Source organism: Rhizobium sp. CCGE 510, from assembly GCF_000292525.1.
In the GTDB taxonomy this organism is placed as follows: domain Bacteria; phylum Pseudomonadota; class Alphaproteobacteria; order Rhizobiales; family Rhizobiaceae; genus Rhizobium.
Map to the genome: position 1 here is coordinate 535,421 of NZ_AEYF01000044.1, position 14,847 is coordinate 550,267.

15 protein-coding genes are annotated in these 14,847 nt (G+C 63.6%); 11 read left to right on the plus strand and 4 right to left on the minus strand.

The window, feature by feature from the left end; translation table 11 throughout:
- Nucleotides 1-13: 13 nt before the first annotated feature.
- Nucleotides 14-763, plus strand: a complete 750-nt coding sequence (locus RCCGE510_RS22670; RefSeq protein WP_007633828.1) for an SDR family oxidoreductase — start codon at nucleotides 14-16, stop codon at nucleotides 761-763.
- Nucleotides 764-892: 129 nt separating this feature from the next.
- The gene (gene coaBC, locus RCCGE510_RS22675; RefSeq protein ID WP_007633830.1) at nucleotides 893-2,098 is read left to right on the plus strand and encodes a bifunctional phosphopantothenoylcysteine decarboxylase/phosphopantothenate--cysteine ligase CoaBC; all 1,206 of its coding nucleotides are present in this window, start codon (nucleotides 893-895) and stop codon (nucleotides 2,096-2,098) included.
- Between the two features lie 6 nt (nucleotides 2,099-2,104).
- Here the strand turns inward: coaBC and RCCGE510_RS22680 are convergent, their stop codons facing one another.
- On the minus strand, nucleotides 2,105-2,917 hold the full coding sequence (locus RCCGE510_RS22680; RefSeq protein WP_007633833.1) for a class II glutamine amidotransferase: 813 nt from the start codon (nucleotides 2,915-2,917) through the stop codon (nucleotides 2,105-2,107).
- Nucleotides 2,918-3,166: 249 nt separating this feature from the next.
- Here RCCGE510_RS22680 and RCCGE510_RS22685 point away from each other — a divergent pair, with 249 nt between their 5' ends.
- The 5 genes from RCCGE510_RS22685 to RCCGE510_RS22705 all read left to right on the plus strand — a co-directional run bounded on the left by RCCGE510_RS22685 (nucleotide 3,167) and on the right by RCCGE510_RS22705 (nucleotide 8,512).
- The gene (locus RCCGE510_RS22685; protein WP_007633835.1) at nucleotides 3,167-4,078 is read left to right on the plus strand and encodes a pirin family protein; all 912 of its coding nucleotides are present in this window, start codon (nucleotides 3,167-3,169) and stop codon (nucleotides 4,076-4,078) included.
- A gap of 315 nt (nucleotides 4,079-4,393) precedes the next feature.
- Complete coding sequence (locus RCCGE510_RS22690; protein ID WP_007633837.1) at nucleotides 4,394-5,071, plus strand: FadR/GntR family transcriptional regulator; 678 nt, start codon at nucleotides 4,394-4,396, stop codon at nucleotides 5,069-5,071.
- A complete protein-coding gene (locus tag RCCGE510_RS22695; RefSeq protein WP_007633839.1) occupies nucleotides 5,068-6,366 on the plus strand; it encodes an MFS transporter in 1,299 nt (432 codons plus the stop codon). Before RCCGE510_RS22690 ends, RCCGE510_RS22695 begins: the two co-directional genes overlap by 4 nt.
- Nucleotides 6,367-6,567: 201 nt before the next feature.
- Nucleotides 6,568-8,100, plus strand: coding sequence for a carboxypeptidase (locus RCCGE510_RS22700; RefSeq protein WP_007633841.1), 1,533 nt, complete (start codon nucleotides 6,568-6,570; stop codon nucleotides 8,098-8,100).
- Between the two features lie 10 nt (nucleotides 8,101-8,110).
- Nucleotides 8,111-8,512: a GFA family protein gene (locus RCCGE510_RS22705; RefSeq protein ID WP_007633844.1), complete on the plus strand. Its 402-nt coding sequence runs from the start codon at nucleotides 8,111-8,113 to the stop codon at nucleotides 8,510-8,512.
- A gap of 222 nt (nucleotides 8,513-8,734) precedes the next feature.
- Here the strand turns inward: RCCGE510_RS22705 and RCCGE510_RS22710 are convergent, their stop codons facing one another.
- Nucleotides 8,735-10,318, minus strand: a complete 1,584-nt coding sequence (locus RCCGE510_RS22710) for a peptide chain release factor 3 (RefSeq protein WP_007633846.1) — start codon at nucleotides 10,316-10,318, stop codon at nucleotides 8,735-8,737.
- Nucleotides 10,319-10,408: 90 nt separating this feature from the next.
- On the opposite strand from RCCGE510_RS22710, the gene dut reads away from it, so the two are divergent.
- Nucleotides 10,409-10,879 carry a dUTP diphosphatase gene (gene dut / locus RCCGE510_RS22715; protein ID WP_007633849.1) on the plus strand — a complete coding sequence of 157 codons (471 nt, stop codon included), beginning with the start codon at nucleotides 10,409-10,411 and terminating at the stop codon, nucleotides 10,877-10,879.
- Complete coding sequence (locus RCCGE510_RS22720; protein ID WP_007633851.1) at nucleotides 10,879-11,778, plus strand: GNAT family N-acetyltransferase; 900 nt, start codon at nucleotides 10,879-10,881, stop codon at nucleotides 11,776-11,778. The genes dut and RCCGE510_RS22720 overlap by 1 nt, the downstream gene beginning before the upstream one ends.
- Nucleotides 11,779-11,849: 71 nt before the next feature.
- On the opposite strand, the gene RCCGE510_RS22725 is transcribed toward RCCGE510_RS22720, so the two are convergent.
- Nucleotides 11,850-12,314, minus strand: coding sequence for an Lrp/AsnC family transcriptional regulator (locus RCCGE510_RS22725; protein ID WP_007633854.1), 465 nt, complete (start codon nucleotides 12,312-12,314; stop codon nucleotides 11,850-11,852).
- A gap of 99 nt (nucleotides 12,315-12,413) precedes the next feature.
- Here RCCGE510_RS22725 and RCCGE510_RS22730 point away from each other — a divergent pair, with 99 nt between their 5' ends.
- Nucleotides 12,414-13,328, plus strand: a complete 915-nt coding sequence (locus tag RCCGE510_RS22730; RefSeq protein WP_192815340.1) for a DMT family transporter — start codon at nucleotides 12,414-12,416, stop codon at nucleotides 13,326-13,328.
- A 45-nt stretch (nucleotides 13,329-13,373) separates the two neighbouring features.
- Here RCCGE510_RS22730 and RCCGE510_RS22735 read toward each other — a convergent pair whose 3' ends face one another.
- Nucleotides 13,374-13,892, minus strand: coding sequence for a DNA starvation/stationary phase protection protein (locus RCCGE510_RS22735; protein ID WP_007633856.1), 519 nt, complete (start codon nucleotides 13,890-13,892; stop codon nucleotides 13,374-13,376).
- A gap of 233 nt (nucleotides 13,893-14,125) precedes the next feature.
- On the opposite strand from RCCGE510_RS22735, the gene RCCGE510_RS22740 reads away from it, so the two are divergent.
- A complete protein-coding gene (locus tag RCCGE510_RS22740; protein WP_007633857.1) occupies nucleotides 14,126-14,743 on the plus strand; it encodes a LysE family translocator in 618 nt (205 codons plus the stop codon).
- Nucleotides 14,744-14,847: the final 104 nt, after the last annotated feature.

Consider the following 14,847-nt stretch of genomic DNA (forward strand, 5'->3'; position numbering starts at 1 on the left):
AAGGAACGTCATCATGTCACGTCTGCAGAACAAGACAGCCCTTATCACCGGCGGCACCAGCGGCATCGGCATCGAAACCGCCCGCCAATTCATCGCCGAAGGCGCCCGTGTCATCGTTACTGGCAGCAGCGCCGCAAGCGTCGAAGCCGCCCGTAGCGACCTCGGCGACAAAGCGATCGTCATCCAGGCCGATGCCGGCAATGCGGCCGGCCAGCAGGCCGTCGCCGATGCGGTGAAGCAAGCTTTCGGCACGCTCGACATCCTCTTCGTCAATGCCGGCGTTGCCGAATTCGGACCGCTGGAACAATGGAGCGAAGCCGCCTTCGACAAGTCGGTTGCTATCAACGTCAAGGGACCGTTTTTCCTGATCCAGTCGCTGCTGCCGATCTTTTCGAGCCAGGCCGCAATCGTGCTCAATACCTCGATCAACGCACATATCGGCATGCCGAACTCCAGCGTCTATTCCCTGACGAAGGGCGCATTGCTGACGCTTGCCAAGACGCTGTCGGGCGAACTCATCGGTCGCGGCATCCGCGTTAACGCCGTCAGCCCGGGCCCGATTGCCACGCCGCTCTACAGCAAGCTTGGAGCCTCGGAAGCCCAATCCAAAGCAATGGCCGCTGAGATCCAGTCCCAGATCCCCGTCGGCCGCTTCGGGAACCCCAGCGAGGTCGCAAAGACGATCGTCTTTCTCGCCTCCGACGAGGCCGCCTATATCGTCGGCAGCGAACTCGTCATCGACGGCGGGATGAGCAACCTCTAAGCCGACGAAATGACGGCTGACGTCATCAACGGGGCGGCACCGGCCGAGCGCAGCGATGTCTGCCGTCCCGCGATTGCATGTTCTCCACCAAAGGCTTAGGGTCAGAAAAAAGGCGACGGGTAGAAAGCCATGGCTCTCAGCGGCAAACGCATCCTCCTCATCATCTCCGGCGGCATCGCGGCCTATAAGAGCCTGGATCTGATCCGCCGGTTGCGCGAGCGCGGCGCCAGCGTGCGCCCGGTGATGACCAAAGGCGCCCAGGAATTCGTCACGCCGCTGGCCGTCGGCGCGCTGGCGGCGGACCATGTCTTTCTCGATCTGTTTTCGCGCCAGGACGAACAGGATGTCGGCCATATCCGGCTGGCGCGCGACTGCGACCTGGTGATCATTGCCCCCGCCACTGCCGACCTGTTGGCGAAGATGGCGAACGGGCTTGCCGACGATCTCGCCTCAACCGTGCTTTTGGCAACGGAGAGGCCGGTGCTGGCCGCACCGGCGATGAACCCCCGCATGTGGGCGCATCCGGCGACGCGACGCAATGCGGCGAGGCTTAGGGACGATGGTGTCCGTTTTGTCGGGCCGATGGCAGGCGAGATGGCGGAGAGCCGGGAGGCAGGGCTCGGCCGGATGGCGGAACCGCTTGACATCGTCGCGGCCGCCGAAACCATGCTCGACGACGGAGAAAAGCCGCTGAAGGGACGCAGGGCAATCGTCACCTCGGGACCGACGCACGAGCCGATCGATCCGGTGCGCTACATCGCCAACCGCTCTTCCGGCCGGCAGGGGCATGCGATCGCCGCCGCCCTTGCCAAGCTCGGGGCGGAGGTGACGCTGGTCTCGGGGCCGGTGACGATCGCCGACCCCGTCGGCGTCAACGTCGTCCACGTCGAGCGGGCGGAGGAAATGCGGGATGCCGTGCTGGCGGCGCTGCCGGCCGATATCGCGGTGATGGTCGCGGCGGTGGCGGACTGGCGGGTGGCCTCGGCCGCCGACCAGAAGCTGAAGAAACATCCAGGCGAATCCATTCCGACGCTGGCGCTGACCGAGAATCCGGACATCCTGAAAACCGTCGGCCATCATACGATGCGGCCCAAACTGGTGATCGGCTTTGCCGCCGAGACGCAGGACGTGGAAAGCAATGCGAAGGCGAAACTCGAGCGCAAGGGCGCCGACCTGATCGTCGCCAATGACGTCTCTTCGGCCACCGGCATCATGGGCGGCAGCCGCAACAGCGTCAAACTCATTCGCCGCGACGGCGTCGAGCAATGGCCTGACCTGGCGAAGGAAGAGGTTGCCGCAAGGCTGGCGGCGCTGATCGCCAAGCAGTTCAGCTAGGGCGCTTCAAGCCGGAATAGCCACACGCTGTGGCTTGGCGGCGCTTCGCTTTCCCGGCCGGAAGTCGGCGACATCGATGCCGTTCTTGCCGACGGTGACGGCACTGCCGTTCGGAATTTCCGCCCAGGCGTCGACATCGTCGTTCAGCGGCTCGGAGACCAGGCAATAGCCGGCGCCGACAGGAGAGGCATAAAGCGTCGGTGCCTTGCGATCCGTTGCATAGCGAATGGCATAGAGCGTGTTGCCGTCGGAGAAGGCGGCGGTGAAGCGCAGCAGGATCGAGCCGAGAATGCTTTCGGCCAGATCCTCGACGAAGCCGACCATTTCAGCCATTGCGGCGACCGGCGCCTCGCGCAGGCCGAATTGCAGCGCCAGCAGGAACATCAGCTCGGAATCGGTCGTGCCGCCGCGGGCGTTGAACAGGTCGTCGTCGAGCATCGCCTCCATCGGCCGGCGCAGGCGCTCGAAACCGGAGATCTGGCCGTTGTGCATGAAGGACCAGGTGTCATGGGTAAAGGGGTGGCAATTGTCGCGGCGCGTGCCGCCGCCGGTGGCGGCGCGGACATGGGCGAGGAAGAGCGGCGAGCGGATCTGCCGCGCCAGGCTCTTCAGATTGCAATCCGACCAAGCCGGCAGGATATCGCGATAGCGGCCGGGCTCGGGCCTGTCGCCATACCAGGCGATGCCGAAGCCATCGCCATTCGTCGCCGTCTTGGCGCGGGTGGCGCAATGGGACTGCTCGATCAGCGAATGGGCGGGCGAGGATACCAGCTCCTCGAGATAGAGAGCGTCTCCGCGATAGGCTGCCCAGCGACACATGGTTTTCTTGCTCCGGGACCCGCCGCCGCATCGGCGGGCATGCTGAAATTGTCTGACGTCGCGGCTAATAACAGCTTAACGCGCCTCCGGTTTGCAAGCGCAAGATGACGGTTTCGTGGCGCCTTAGATGTTCAAATTCGGCGAAAGCTTGTGTTCTTTTGTGAACACTGCGTTGTCCGCAGGGCAGGCTTCGCGCTCACCGGCCGGGCCGCTATAGTTGCCGCCAAGATGAACCTTCAAGAGGACGCCATGTCGATCCGCCCCGTCAAACATGAAAGTACCGCCACACCGACCATGGAAGGCGCGGGCGTCAAGCTGCACCGCGTCTTCGGCTTCGGCGATCCTGCGATGACCGATCCCTTCCTGATGATGGACGATTTCCGCAACGACAATCCGGCGGAATATATTCGCGGTTTCCCATGGCACCCGCATCGCGGCATCGAGACGATCACTTATGTGCTTGCCGGTACCGTCGAGCATGGCGACAGCCTTGGAAACCGTGGCCTGCTCGGCGCCGGCGATATCCAGTGGATGACGGCCGGCAGCGGCATCATGCACCAGGAAATGCCGAAGGGTGATTTCGCCGGCCGCATGCACGGTTTCCAGCTCTGGGCAAATCTGCCCTCCTCGCTGAAGATGACAGCACCGCGCTATCAGGACGTCAAATCCGCCGACATCCCTGTCGTCGTCGATGATGACGGCACGGCCGTGCGGGTGATATGCGGCGATTTCTGGGGCAAGGCCGGTCCCGTCGACGGCGTCGCCGCCGAGCCAATCTATCTCGACGTCTCGGTACCACCAGGCAGGAAGAAGCGTCTGCCGGTTGATACCTACCGCAACGCCTTCGCCTATATCTTCGCCGGCTCCGGCACCTTTCGCGATGCGTCGAAACCCTTCGGCGTGCGCGTCGAGAAGGAGGTCGACGGCGAGGAGTTGAACATTCGCGACATGTCCGGCAACCGCACGCTGGTGGTCTTCGACAGCGGCGAGGAGGTGACGGTGCAGGCGGGGGACCAGGGCATCCGTTTCCTGCTTGTCTCAGGCAAGCCGATCGAGGAACCGGTCGCATGGCACGGCCCGATCGTGATGAATTCGCGCGAGGAAATCATGCAGGCGATGCGCGAGCTGCAAAACGGCACCTTCATCAAGGCGGCGCATTGATCGCATTTCTCTCTTGCATCTCAAAAGAATCGGCCTACCTTTGAGCTATCAGCAACAGAACGAAAGGAAGGTGATCCAATGTCTAATGAGATTTCGGACCTCGTAACGGGCATGGGAGAAGTGATGAAAGCGAGGCAGCCCTCGCACTAATCCCGCCTTCCTGGGGCTGCATAGACAGTCCAGGCCCGTTAGAGGCCAAACTCATGGAAAGGGTCGCTGAGGCGACCCTTTTTTATTGCCCTGATTTGACACCGTTGACGGACAATCGAAATCACACTACTCATAAAGTCATCTGATGACTTTATGAGTAGTGTGATGCACGCAATCAGCAGGACCAATCTCGCCGATGACGCTGTCGAGGCGATCCGCAGCGACATTCTCGGCAAACGCTGGGCGGTCGGCGAGAAATTACCCAACGAAGCCTCGCTGTCGGCCATGCTTTCCATCAGCCGCGGCACTGTGCGCGAGGCGGTGCGGGTGCTGGTTTCCCAAGGTTATCTCGAAACCCGCCAGGGTTCGGGTACCTATGTGCGCGCGACCAGCGATGCCGGCCGGCCGTTGACGATGGCGCGGCGCGCCAGCCTGCGTGACCAGTTCGAAGCGCGCCTGGCGCTCGACGTCGAGGCCGCCCGGCTGACGGCGGTGCGCAAGAGACCGGAGACGGTTGCCGAGCTTCGCCGGCTGCTTGCCGAACGCGGCAGTTACGACGGCGGCAACCAGGTCGCCTTCATCGAACGCGACCTTGCCTTCCACAAGGCCGTCATTGCCGCTTCCGGCAACCGGGCGATGATCGAGATCTACGATTTCTTCTCGGCCTCGATCGCCGATACCATCGCGGCCACACTCGGCAGGGATATTCCCGAACCGGATATGCAGGCGCATGCCGATATCGTCGACGCTATCGAAACCGGCGATCCCGACAATGCCGATGCGGCGGTACGCCGCTTCATGGTGCCGGTTCTTGCCGCCCTCGACCGGATGATCCTGTCATGACCACACCGTCCGCCGATGCCGTCACCGCGCTCGACGCGTCCGACGAACTGCTTGTAGACGCCGAGGCCGGCAGCCTGCCGCCGCCACAGGCAACACCGGTGCGCGGCGCTGCAGATCGTTTCCTGCTTGGCGCCAGCCTGGTGCTGATCGCCTTCAACCTGCGCCCGGTCTTTTCGAGCGCTTCGGCGCTGCTGCCGGAAATCCGTGCGGAACTTGGCCTCAGCGCGCTTGGCGCCAGCCTGCTGACGACGCTTCCGGTCGTCTGCCTCGGCGCCTTTTCGCCGCTTGCGCCACGTCTTGCCCAGCGCCTCGGCACGGAACGCACGCTGCTCGGCGTCATCCTGCTTCTGGCCCTCGGCACTGCATTGCGCGGGTTTTCCTCGGTGCCGCTGCTGTTCATCGGCACTGCCTTGGCTGGCGCCTGCATTGCCGTCGGCAACGTGCTGCTGCCGGGACTGGTGAAGCGGGATTTTGCCGGGCGCGCCGCGCTGATGACCGGCTTCTACACGATGGCGCTCTGCGCCGGTGCGGCCAGTGCGGCCGGGTTGACGCTGCCGATCGAACACGCGCTCGGCGGCTCTCTCGACGGCGCGCTCGCCGCCTGGGCCCTGCCGGCGCTCGCCGTCGGCCTGCTCTGGCTGCCGCAGGTTCTACGCAGCGGCAGGCATGCCAGGCGAAACGGTTTTCGCGTCGAGGGGCTCTGGCGCGACCGGCTCGCCTGGCAGGTGACGCTGTTCATGGGGTTGCAATCGGCGCTTGCCTATTGCGTCTTCGGCTGGCTGGTTCCGATCCTGCGCGAACGCGGCCTCGACGGTGTCACCGCTGGGGCAATCGTTTCGCTGTCGGTAATGGTGCAGGCGGCATCCTGTCTCATCGTGCCGCATATCGCCGTGCGCGGCAAAGACCAGCGGCTGATCAATGCGAGCCTTTGCGGCGTCGCCGTCACCGCCCTGCTCGGCCTGCTGTTTGCGCCGCTGTCAACGGTCTGGCTATGGGCAGTGCTGCAAGGCATCGGCCAGGGCGGGCTGATCGCGGCGGCGATGACGACGATCGTGCTGCGCTCGCGCGATCCCGATGTCGCCGCCCATCTTTCCGGCATGGCGCAATGCGTCGGTTACCTGCTTGCATCAATCGGCCCGCTCATCGTCGGCCTCATCCGCGGCTGGACCGGCAGCTTTTCCTGGTGCGCCGCCCTCTTCGTCGCGCTCGGGCTCGGAGCGGCGATCAACGGCTGGAGGGCCGGCCGCTCGGTCGAGATCAACGTCCATGCGGTGGAGAAGGCTAGAACAGGATGATTTTAGGCCCGGTCGGCCTAAAATCTGAATCCTGTTCTAAATTAAAGCGTTAGAGCATGATGTCATAAGAAACCGCTCACACTTTTCGGCCATCATGCTCTAGCTGAGCCCTCACCGGCCCATCACCATCTCTTGATGCCGGTCGCCGGCGGCGGATGCTACGCTATCTCAGCCCACATTACCCACCGCCGGAGAAGCATCTTGCGCCTACGAACCCTGTTTCTGCTTGCTGCGCTTGCGGCGTCGCTGACCCCTGGCCTTTCCCTCGCGCAGGAAACCGGCGAAGGCTCGGCGAATGTCGAGCGCAATGCGCGCGACGGCGTGCTGAAACTGCTGCCGGCCGATTCCGTCACCGAGCACGAATTGACGATCGGCGGCCGGAAGATTGCCTATACCGCGACCGCCGGCACGCTGGATCTTTTCGGCCAGGACGGCGCGCCGGCCGGCGCGATCTTCTACACCGCCTATGTTGCTAAAGACGCAGGGCCGGACCGGCCGCTGACCTTTGCCTTCAACGGCGGGCCAGGTGCGGCGTCCGCCTTCCTGCATCTCGGGCTGGTCGGGCCAAAGGTGCTCGACTTCGGGCCTCAAGCACGTGACGGCGCGCATGCGCAGCTCGTCGACAACCCGCAAAGCTGGCTGGATTTCACCGATCTGGTGCTGATCGACCCGATCGGCACCGGTTGGAGCCGGACGGCAAAGGCGGACGACGCCTCCAACTATTACAACGTCACGTCAGACGCCCAGAGCATCGCCAAGGCGATCGCGCTCTATGTCGCGCATAACAACCGTTCCAACGCGCCGAAATATCTTCTCGGCGAAAGTTATGGCGGCTTCCGCGCCGCCAAGGTCGCTTCCACGTTGCAGGAAAGCCAGGGCATTATCGTCGCCGGCGCGGTGATGCTTTCGCCCTTGCTCGAGGGACAGTTGATGTTCAATGCCGATCAGTTCGCGCTCGGCGCCGCACTTGAGCTGCCGTCGATGGCGGCGGCCGAACTCGACCGGCACAACGCCTTTGACGAAGAGAAGCAGCGCGAGGCCGAAACCTTCGCGCTCGGAGACTATCTGACGACGCTCGCCGGTCCGCCGCCGACAGGCGCCGAGGCCGCATCCTTCTATGGCAGGATCGCCGGGCTGACTGGTATTCCCGAGGATATCGTCACCCGCAACCGCGGCTTCCTCGGCAATTCCTTCGTCAAACACTCGGATTCGGGCCGCGGCACGGTGACAAGCCCTTACGACGCCGCCTTTGCCACCCCCGATCCCTATCCGGAATCGGATTACGACCGGGGCGACGACGCCATCCTCGACGGCTTCACCCGCGCCTATGGCGGCGCCTTTGCCGATTACGCCCGCAACGCGCTCGGCTTCAAAACCGAGATGACCTATTCTCTGCTCGACGGTGATATCAGCCGGCGCTGGGAATGGGGCGGCGGGCGCGGCGGCGGATCGCGCCTCCAGGCGAGTGCCACCGACGACATCCGACAATTGCTCGCCGCGAACCCGGCCTTCCACCTGTTGATCGCGCATGGCTACAGCGATCTGGTGACGCCCTACGGCGTCAGCCGCTACGTGGTTGACCACCTGCCGGCCTCGCTCACCGGCGGCCGTGTCGGGCTGAAACTTTATCGCGGCGGCCATATGTTCTACACGAAGGCCGATCAGCGGGCCGCCTTCACCGCGGATGCCAAGGCCTTCTACGCCACGCGCCCGGCGGCACAGCCGGCGGATTGAGGAGTTGCCGATGCATATCACCGGAGGATGCCATTGCGGCGCGATCCGCTATCAGGCCGAGATCGATCCGGAGCGGGTGTCGATCTGCCATTGCACCGATTGCCAGCGGCTGACCGGCTCTGCCTATCGCATCACCGCGCCGGCGCGGCCGGGAAGTTTCGAGCTCACCTCGGGCGAGCCGCGCGGCTATGCAAAATACGGCGACAGCGGCGGCCTCAGCCGGCAGTTCTTCTGTGCAAATTGCGGATCGCCGCTCTACCGCACCAATGGCGACGGCGGCTCGATCGGCATCCGCCTCGGGGGCATCGACCAGCGGCGGGAACTCACGCCGAGGAAGCAGATATGGTGCCGCTCGGCTTTGCCCGGCGTGGAGAATATCGAGCTGCTGTCGCGATTTGATCGAGAGGACTAGCAGGCCGGTAGGCTTACTTCAGGTGGCACGCACAACGACCAGCCCTCATCCTGAGGTGCCCCGCAAGGGGCCTCGAAGGACGGGGGCGGGTGGCTGAATACCGCTCAGCATCTGCATTTGCCGAGACCGGTGGCCAGCCCCCTCCTTCGAGGCTCCGGCCTTTGGCCTACGCGCCTCAGGATGAGGCTGGAGAGAGGGGGCGCCAACCATTGCCCGCTGGTATCACGCCGCCTTGGCGGCGTGATATTCCTTGATGGCGACCATCTTGATTGCCGGATGGCGCTCGGACTCATAGCGCAGTGAGAAACCGTCCTGGGCGAGGAAGACCGGATCGCCGTCGAGATCGCGGGCGATATCGCCGCGTTTAACGGTGAGGAATTTGTCCAGATCGGCCGGCTGATCGGACGAGATCCAGCGGCAGACCGAGAAACGCGACATTTCGAAGGAGACCGGCAGGCCGTATTCGGCCATCAGCCGCTCCTTCAAGACGTCGAGCTGCAGGGCGCCGACGACGCCGACGATCGCCGGCGAGCCGTCCTCAGGCGAAAACAGCTGGACGACGCCTTCTTCGGCCATCTGCTGCAGGGCTTCCTTGAGCTTCTTCGCCTTCATCGCGTCTTCCAGGCGCACGCGGCGCAGGATCTCGGGCGAGAAGTTCGGCACGCCCTGGAAGACCAGCGATTCGCCTTCGGTCAGCGTATCGCCGATGCGGAGCGTGCCGTGGTTCGGAATGCCGACGACATCGCCGGCATAGGCGGTGTCGGCAAGCTGGCGCTGCGAGGCGAAGAAGAATTGCGGCGCCGTCAGGCCGAGCTGTTTGCCGGTGCGGGCAAGCCTTGCCTTCATGCCGCGCTCGAGCTTGCCGGAGCAGATGCGGGCAAAGGCGATGCGGTCGCGGTGGTTGGGATCCATGTTGGCCTGGATCTTGAAGACGAAGGCGGTCATCTTGTCGTCGGTCGCGTGCACGGTCCTGGTGTCGGCGACCTGGTCGCGCGGCGGCGGCGCGAAATCGCCGAGCGCGTTGATCAGGTCGCGAACGCCGTAGTTGCGCAGCGCCGAGCCGAAGAAAACCGGCGTCATATGACCTTCCAGGAAGGATTGGCGGTCGAAGGGACGGCAGGCTTCGATCGCCAGTTCCGTCTCCTCGACGAAGACCTGGCGCTCGTTTTCCGGCAGCCGGCCGGCAACGCTTTGCGGACCGTTGACCGGCGTTCCCTCGATTTCGGTATCCGAGCCGCGCACCGTATTGGCGGCAATATTGTAGGAGCCGCAGAAGGTCTTCGAGCGGCCGATCGGCCAGGTGATCGGCGCCGTATCCAGCGCCAGCTTCTCTTCCACCTCGTCGAGGATCTCGAAGGGATCGCGGCTTTCGCGGTCCATCTTATTGATGAAGGTGATGATCGGGATATCGCGCATGCGGCAGACTTCGAAAAGCTTCAGCGTGCGTGGCTCGATGCCCTTGGCGGCATCGATGACCATGACGGCGGCGTCGACGGCGGTCAGCGTGCGATAGGTGTCGTCGGCGAAATCCTCGTGGCCCGGGGTGTCGAGGATGTTGAAGACGTTATCGTTATATTCGAAGGTCATCACCGAGGTGACGACGGAGATGCCGCGCTCGCGCTCGATCTTCATCCAGTCGGAGCGCGTCTGCATGCGATCCTTCTTCGCCTTGACTTCGCCGGCAAGCTGAATGGCGCCGCCGAACAGCAGCAGCTTTTCGGTGAGCGTCGTCTTGCCCGCATCCGGGTGGGCGATAATAGCGAATGTGCGGCGGCGGGAAACCGCCTCGGCGAGACTTTCGGCCATGCTGTGAATCCTGTGGAATTGCCGCGTATCTAACGATTAAAGCCCGGCTTTGCAATTGACCTCGGCGCTCCGGGCGCAAAGTAATGGGCCATGACCATTCATCACGATGTAAGACCGACGCTGAACCTCATCCGCTTGGCCAATGGCGAAGGCCTCGAGCTGCCCGGCTATGAAAGCAAGGGGGCGGCCGGCATGGACCTGCGCGCCGCCGTCGACGCGGCGGCACCGCTGACGCTTTTGCCCGGCAAACGGGCGCTGGTGCCGACCGGCTTCATCTTCGAAATCCCCGAGGGGTTCGAGGGCCAGGTGCGGCCGCGCTCCGGTCTTGCCTTCAAACACGGCATCACCTGCCTGAATTCGCCGGGCACCGTCGACAGCGACTATCGCGGCGAGGTGAAGGTGCTGCTCGCCAATCTCGGCGACGAACCTTTCATCATCGAGCGCGGCATGCGCATCGCCCAGATGGTGATCGCGCCGGTGACCCAGGCGCGGGTGGCCGAGAGTGCCGCGGCAAGCGAGACGACACGCGGCGCCGGCGGCTTCGGCTCCACCGGCGTGTGATGAATAAGCCCCCCGACAGCGCGGGCCTCACCTACCGGCAGGATTATTTCGGTGACCGGGCCGGCTGGGCGGCCTTGGTCTGCCTGCTCCAGGATATTTTCGGCATCGATATCGGCCCGCTACAGCAGCTCGGCGGACACGATCCCACCAGCATGCCGTTTGGCTGGTTAGATGCCGAGGGCGCGCTTGCGGCCAATATCTCGGCCTTTGCGCTGCCCTTCGTCCTCAACGGCAGGGTCGTCCATGCCGCCGGGCTGCAATCGGGTGCGGTGCGGCCGCCATGGCGGGGCCGCGGGCTCTATCGCGACGTGACAGTGAAAGCGCTCGACTGGTGCGAGCGGCAGGGTTTTGAAGCCGTCATCCTCTATACCGACAAACCGTCGCTCTACGAGCCCTACGGTTTCCGCGCGATACCGCAGCATCGATATCAGGGAGCGGCACCAGACCCCTCGATTTTCGCCGGACCCGCCCGGCTGCTTACGCCGAGCAACACCGACGATCTTGCCCTGCTGCAATCGCTGCTGAAAGTGCGAAGCCCGGTTTCGACGTCGCTCTCGGTCACCGTCAATGCGGCGATGTTTCTCATCAACACGCAGCTCGATCCCGATGTCCGCGTCAGCTTGCTGGAAGACCAGCAGGCGGTCATCGCCTGGAAATTGGATGAAGCGGGCCGCCTCAGCCTTCTCGATGTCGTGGCGACGGAGATCCCGACGTTTGGAGCGATCCTCGGCGGGCTCGACATCGCCTCCGCCGCCGTCGAGGTGTTTTTCCGCCCCGATAAGCTCGACTGGACGGGTGCTCCGCAGCCGGTGGAAAGCGGCACGGTACTGATGCTGCGCGGGCTCGGCGATGAGGCCCCGCATTTTCCGGCGATGCTGTCGCCGATGGCGGATTTCTAAAGCTCTTTGTTTTGGTGCATGTCGTTGGGAATCGCTGCACACTTCCGGGCGACATGCACTCGTCGCCGAGTTTACTTTTTCCGTGACAGCGGTGGCAGGCGGCGCTTGACGGGCGAGGCCTTGATCATCGCGGTGTTGGTTTCCGCCCGCTCGGCGACCCTGTCCAGCAGGCCGTCGAGCTCCGCCATCGATCGGATGACCAGGCGGGCGATAAAACAATCCTCGCCGGTCACCTTGTCGCATTCGACGATTTCAGGAATTTCCTGAATGAGGCGCTCGACGATATGCAACTGTCCCGGCAACGGCCGCACGCGGACGATCGCCTGCAGGGGATAACCGACGGCGGCGGGGTCGAGATCGATGGTGAAGGCCTTGATGACGCCGCGCTCCTCCAGCCGGCGCAGACGCTCGGCAGCACTCGGCGAAGAAAGCCCCACCTGCTGCGCCAGCTCCTTCAGCGAGATGCGCGCATTGCCGGCCAGGGCTTCCAGAATGGCCTGATCGATGTCGTCGAGCGATTGCGCATCATTAGCCATGGCGCCAGCTTTACCTCTCATGATTAGGCTATAGCGATAATCGTCCTTTTTATCATTATATAATTTTGCTAGCCACTGCAATATTCTGATGCCAACGAAATGGAGGCAATCATGAGCGGCGACATCAGAAGAGGCACGGCGGAAATGACGGCAGCGATGCTGATCTCGGGGACGATCGGCTGGTTCGTCGTCATCTCGGGCCAGCCGGTCAGCGGCGTGGTCTTCTGGCGCTGCCTGTTCGGCGCGCTCACCCTGCTCGTCATCTGCGGCGCTCTCGGACTACTGCGGCCAGGCATTCTCACGTTGCGCACCTTCGCCATCGCCGTCTTCGGCGGCGTCGCCATCGTCTTGAACTGGCTGCTGCTGTTTGCCTCCTACTCGCATGCGACGATCTCGATCGCCACGACCGTCTACAACACGCAGCCCTTCATGCTGCTGGTGCTCGGCGCGCTGTTTCTCGGCGAGAAGATCACCGCGACCAAGCTGTTCTGGCTGGTGCTCGCCTTCGCCGGCATGATAGCGATCGTCCAGGGGAAGCCAGGTGGCAGCGGCGATACATTGGACGGCTACGGCCTCGGCATCCTGATGGCGCTGGGCGCCGCCTTCTTCTACGCGCTGGCAGCGCTTGCCGCGAAATGGCTGAAGGGCACACCGCCGCATCTGATTGCGCTGATCCAGGTCGCGACCGGCATGCTGATGCTGGCGCCGATGACCGACTTCTCGCATCCGCCCGTGGATGCGGGGACGTGGGCGATCCTCATCACCGTCGGCGTCGTCCATACCGGGCTGATGTATGTGCTGCTCTATGGCGCCATCCAGCGGCTGCCGACGCACCTCACCGGCGCCCTGTCCTTCCTCTATCCGATCGCGGCGATCCTCGTCGACCGGCTGGCCTTCGGCCACGCGCTGCAGCCGATGCAGATCGCAGGCGCCGCAATCATCCTCATTGCCGCCGCCGGCATGAACCTCGGTTGGAGCCCAAGATGGCTGCGGCCAAGGGCGGTCGAGAGCTGAAGTCGGGGTGCCGGCATCGGTGGCCGGCACGCCCGTTTGCCGGTCTTACTTCTGGCGGCGCGTCGTTTCGAACAGGAACCAGGTGCGGCGCTCACCCTCGTCGATCCAGTTCTCGATCAGGCTGGCGGTTGCAACATCATTATGCTCGTCGCAGAGACCATGCACCTCGCGCAGCAGCGAAACGAGCTGGGCATTGTCCTCGCGCAGTTCCGACAGCATGTCCTCGGCCGTGACGAAATCGGCGTCATTGTCGGCAATGCGCTGCTGGCGGGCGATCTGGCCGATGGAGCGCAGCGTCACGCCGCCGATCTTGCGGGCGCGCTCGGCAATATCGTCGGTCATGGCGAAGATCTGCGCTGCCTGTTCGTCGAGCAGCAGATGATAATCGCGAAAATGCGGGCCGGACATGTGCCAGTGGAAGTTTTTGGTCTTCACATAAAGCGTGAAGACATCGGCGAGCAGCGCGGTCAGCGCCGCCGAAATATCGGTGACGGCATTGGTCGGCAGGGTGGAAGGGGTCTTGAGCGGCGAAAGCCTGCGGGTCTCGGCTGATGAAGGGGACATTCATTTTCTCCTTGGTGATGAAATCTCGACGGCGCCGTCGATCTTTTCGGGAAGCGCAAAGGATGCTGATGGCGCGCGTGCAGAGAGAAAACTAGCAAGGCCGGATCGCTTTCCAAGTGGCCTATCGTTCAGCAGACCTATTCCTTATGGTTATGGATCGATCAGCGCCGACGCATTGATGAGGCGGCGAGGCGCGCCTATAGAGAGGTCGCGCAATCCAGTGGATATCAAAGATGAGCCTCGCCGCACTGATCACCTATGCCGGAGCGCTGTTCATCGCCGCCGCCATTCCCGGGCCGGGGATTACCGCGATCGTCGCCCGCGCGCTCGGCTCGAATTTCCGCGAGACCTTCTTCATGGGCCTCGGCCTGGTGCTCGGCGACATGACCTATCTCACCGCGGTCATTCTCGGCCTGGCCTTCGTGGCGCAGACCTTCACCGAGGTGTTCATCGTCATCAAGATCGCCGGCGCCCTCTATCTCGGTTACATCGCCTGGAAACTCTGGACGGCGGGCCTGCTGCCGCAGGACATCGCGGCGAAGAAATCCAGCAATGTCGGCCTGTCCTTCCTCTCCGGCCTGCTGGTGACGCTCGGCAATCCGAAGACGATGCTGTTCTATGTCGCGCTGGTGCCGACGCTGATCGATATCGGCAATATCAGCTTACGCGACTATGCGATGCTGCTTGCGGTGACCTTCGTGGTGCTGATCGCCGTGCTGGTGCCCTATATGCTGCTGGCCTCGCGGGCCCGGACGATGCTGAAGCGACCGCGCGCGCTCCAAACGCTGAACCGGGTCGCTTCAGGCATCCTGGCCGGCACGGCGGCCTTCATCGCCACCCGGGCGGCCTGAAATAAACGTCCGGCAAGAAACGGTTTTCAAAGGTTTTTTTCTCCCGCCCCGCTCCCTCGGGGTGATCGCGGTCTGGCCTCTTCAGGCCTTTGACCCTATTCTCC

Bases quoted from the DNA above. Each gene is read 5' to 3' on its own strand.
- RCCGE510_RS22670 (WP_007633828.1), top strand. From the start codon at position 14: ATGTCACGTCTGCAGAACAAGACAGCCCTTATCACCGGCGGCACCAGC.
- coaBC (WP_007633830.1), top strand. From the start codon at position 893: ATGGCTCTCAGCGGCAAACGCATCCTCCTCATCATCTCCGGCGGCATC.
- RCCGE510_RS22680 (WP_007633833.1), bottom strand. From the start codon at position 2,917: ATGTGTCGCTGGGCAGCCTATCGCGGAGACGCTCTCTATCTCGAGGAG.
- RCCGE510_RS22685 (WP_007633835.1), top strand. From the start codon at position 3,167: ATGTCGATCCGCCCCGTCAAACATGAAAGTACCGCCACACCGACCATG.
- RCCGE510_RS22690 (WP_007633837.1), top strand. From the start codon at position 4,394: ATGCACGCAATCAGCAGGACCAATCTCGCCGATGACGCTGTCGAGGCG.
- RCCGE510_RS22695 (WP_007633839.1), top strand. From the start codon at position 5,068: ATGACCACACCGTCCGCCGATGCCGTCACCGCGCTCGACGCGTCCGAC.
- RCCGE510_RS22705 (WP_007633844.1), top strand. From the start codon at position 8,111: ATGCATATCACCGGAGGATGCCATTGCGGCGCGATCCGCTATCAGGCC.
- RCCGE510_RS22710 (WP_007633846.1), bottom strand. From the start codon at position 10,318: ATGGCCGAAAGTCTCGCCGAGGCGGTTTCCCGCCGCCGCACATTCGCT.
- dut (WP_007633849.1), top strand. From the start codon at position 10,409: ATGACCATTCATCACGATGTAAGACCGACGCTGAACCTCATCCGCTTG.
- RCCGE510_RS22720 (WP_007633851.1), top strand. From the start codon at position 10,879: ATGAATAAGCCCCCCGACAGCGCGGGCCTCACCTACCGGCAGGATTAT.
- RCCGE510_RS22725 (WP_007633854.1), bottom strand. From the start codon at position 12,314: ATGGCTAATGATGCGCAATCGCTCGACGACATCGATCAGGCCATTCTG.
- RCCGE510_RS22730 (WP_192815340.1), top strand. From the start codon at position 12,414: ATGGAGGCAATCATGAGCGGCGACATCAGAAGAGGCACGGCGGAAATG.
- RCCGE510_RS22735 (WP_007633856.1), bottom strand. From the start codon at position 13,892: ATGTCCCCTTCATCAGCCGAGACCCGCAGGCTTTCGCCGCTCAAGACC.
- RCCGE510_RS22740 (WP_007633857.1), top strand. From the start codon at position 14,126: ATGAGCCTCGCCGCACTGATCACCTATGCCGGAGCGCTGTTCATCGCC.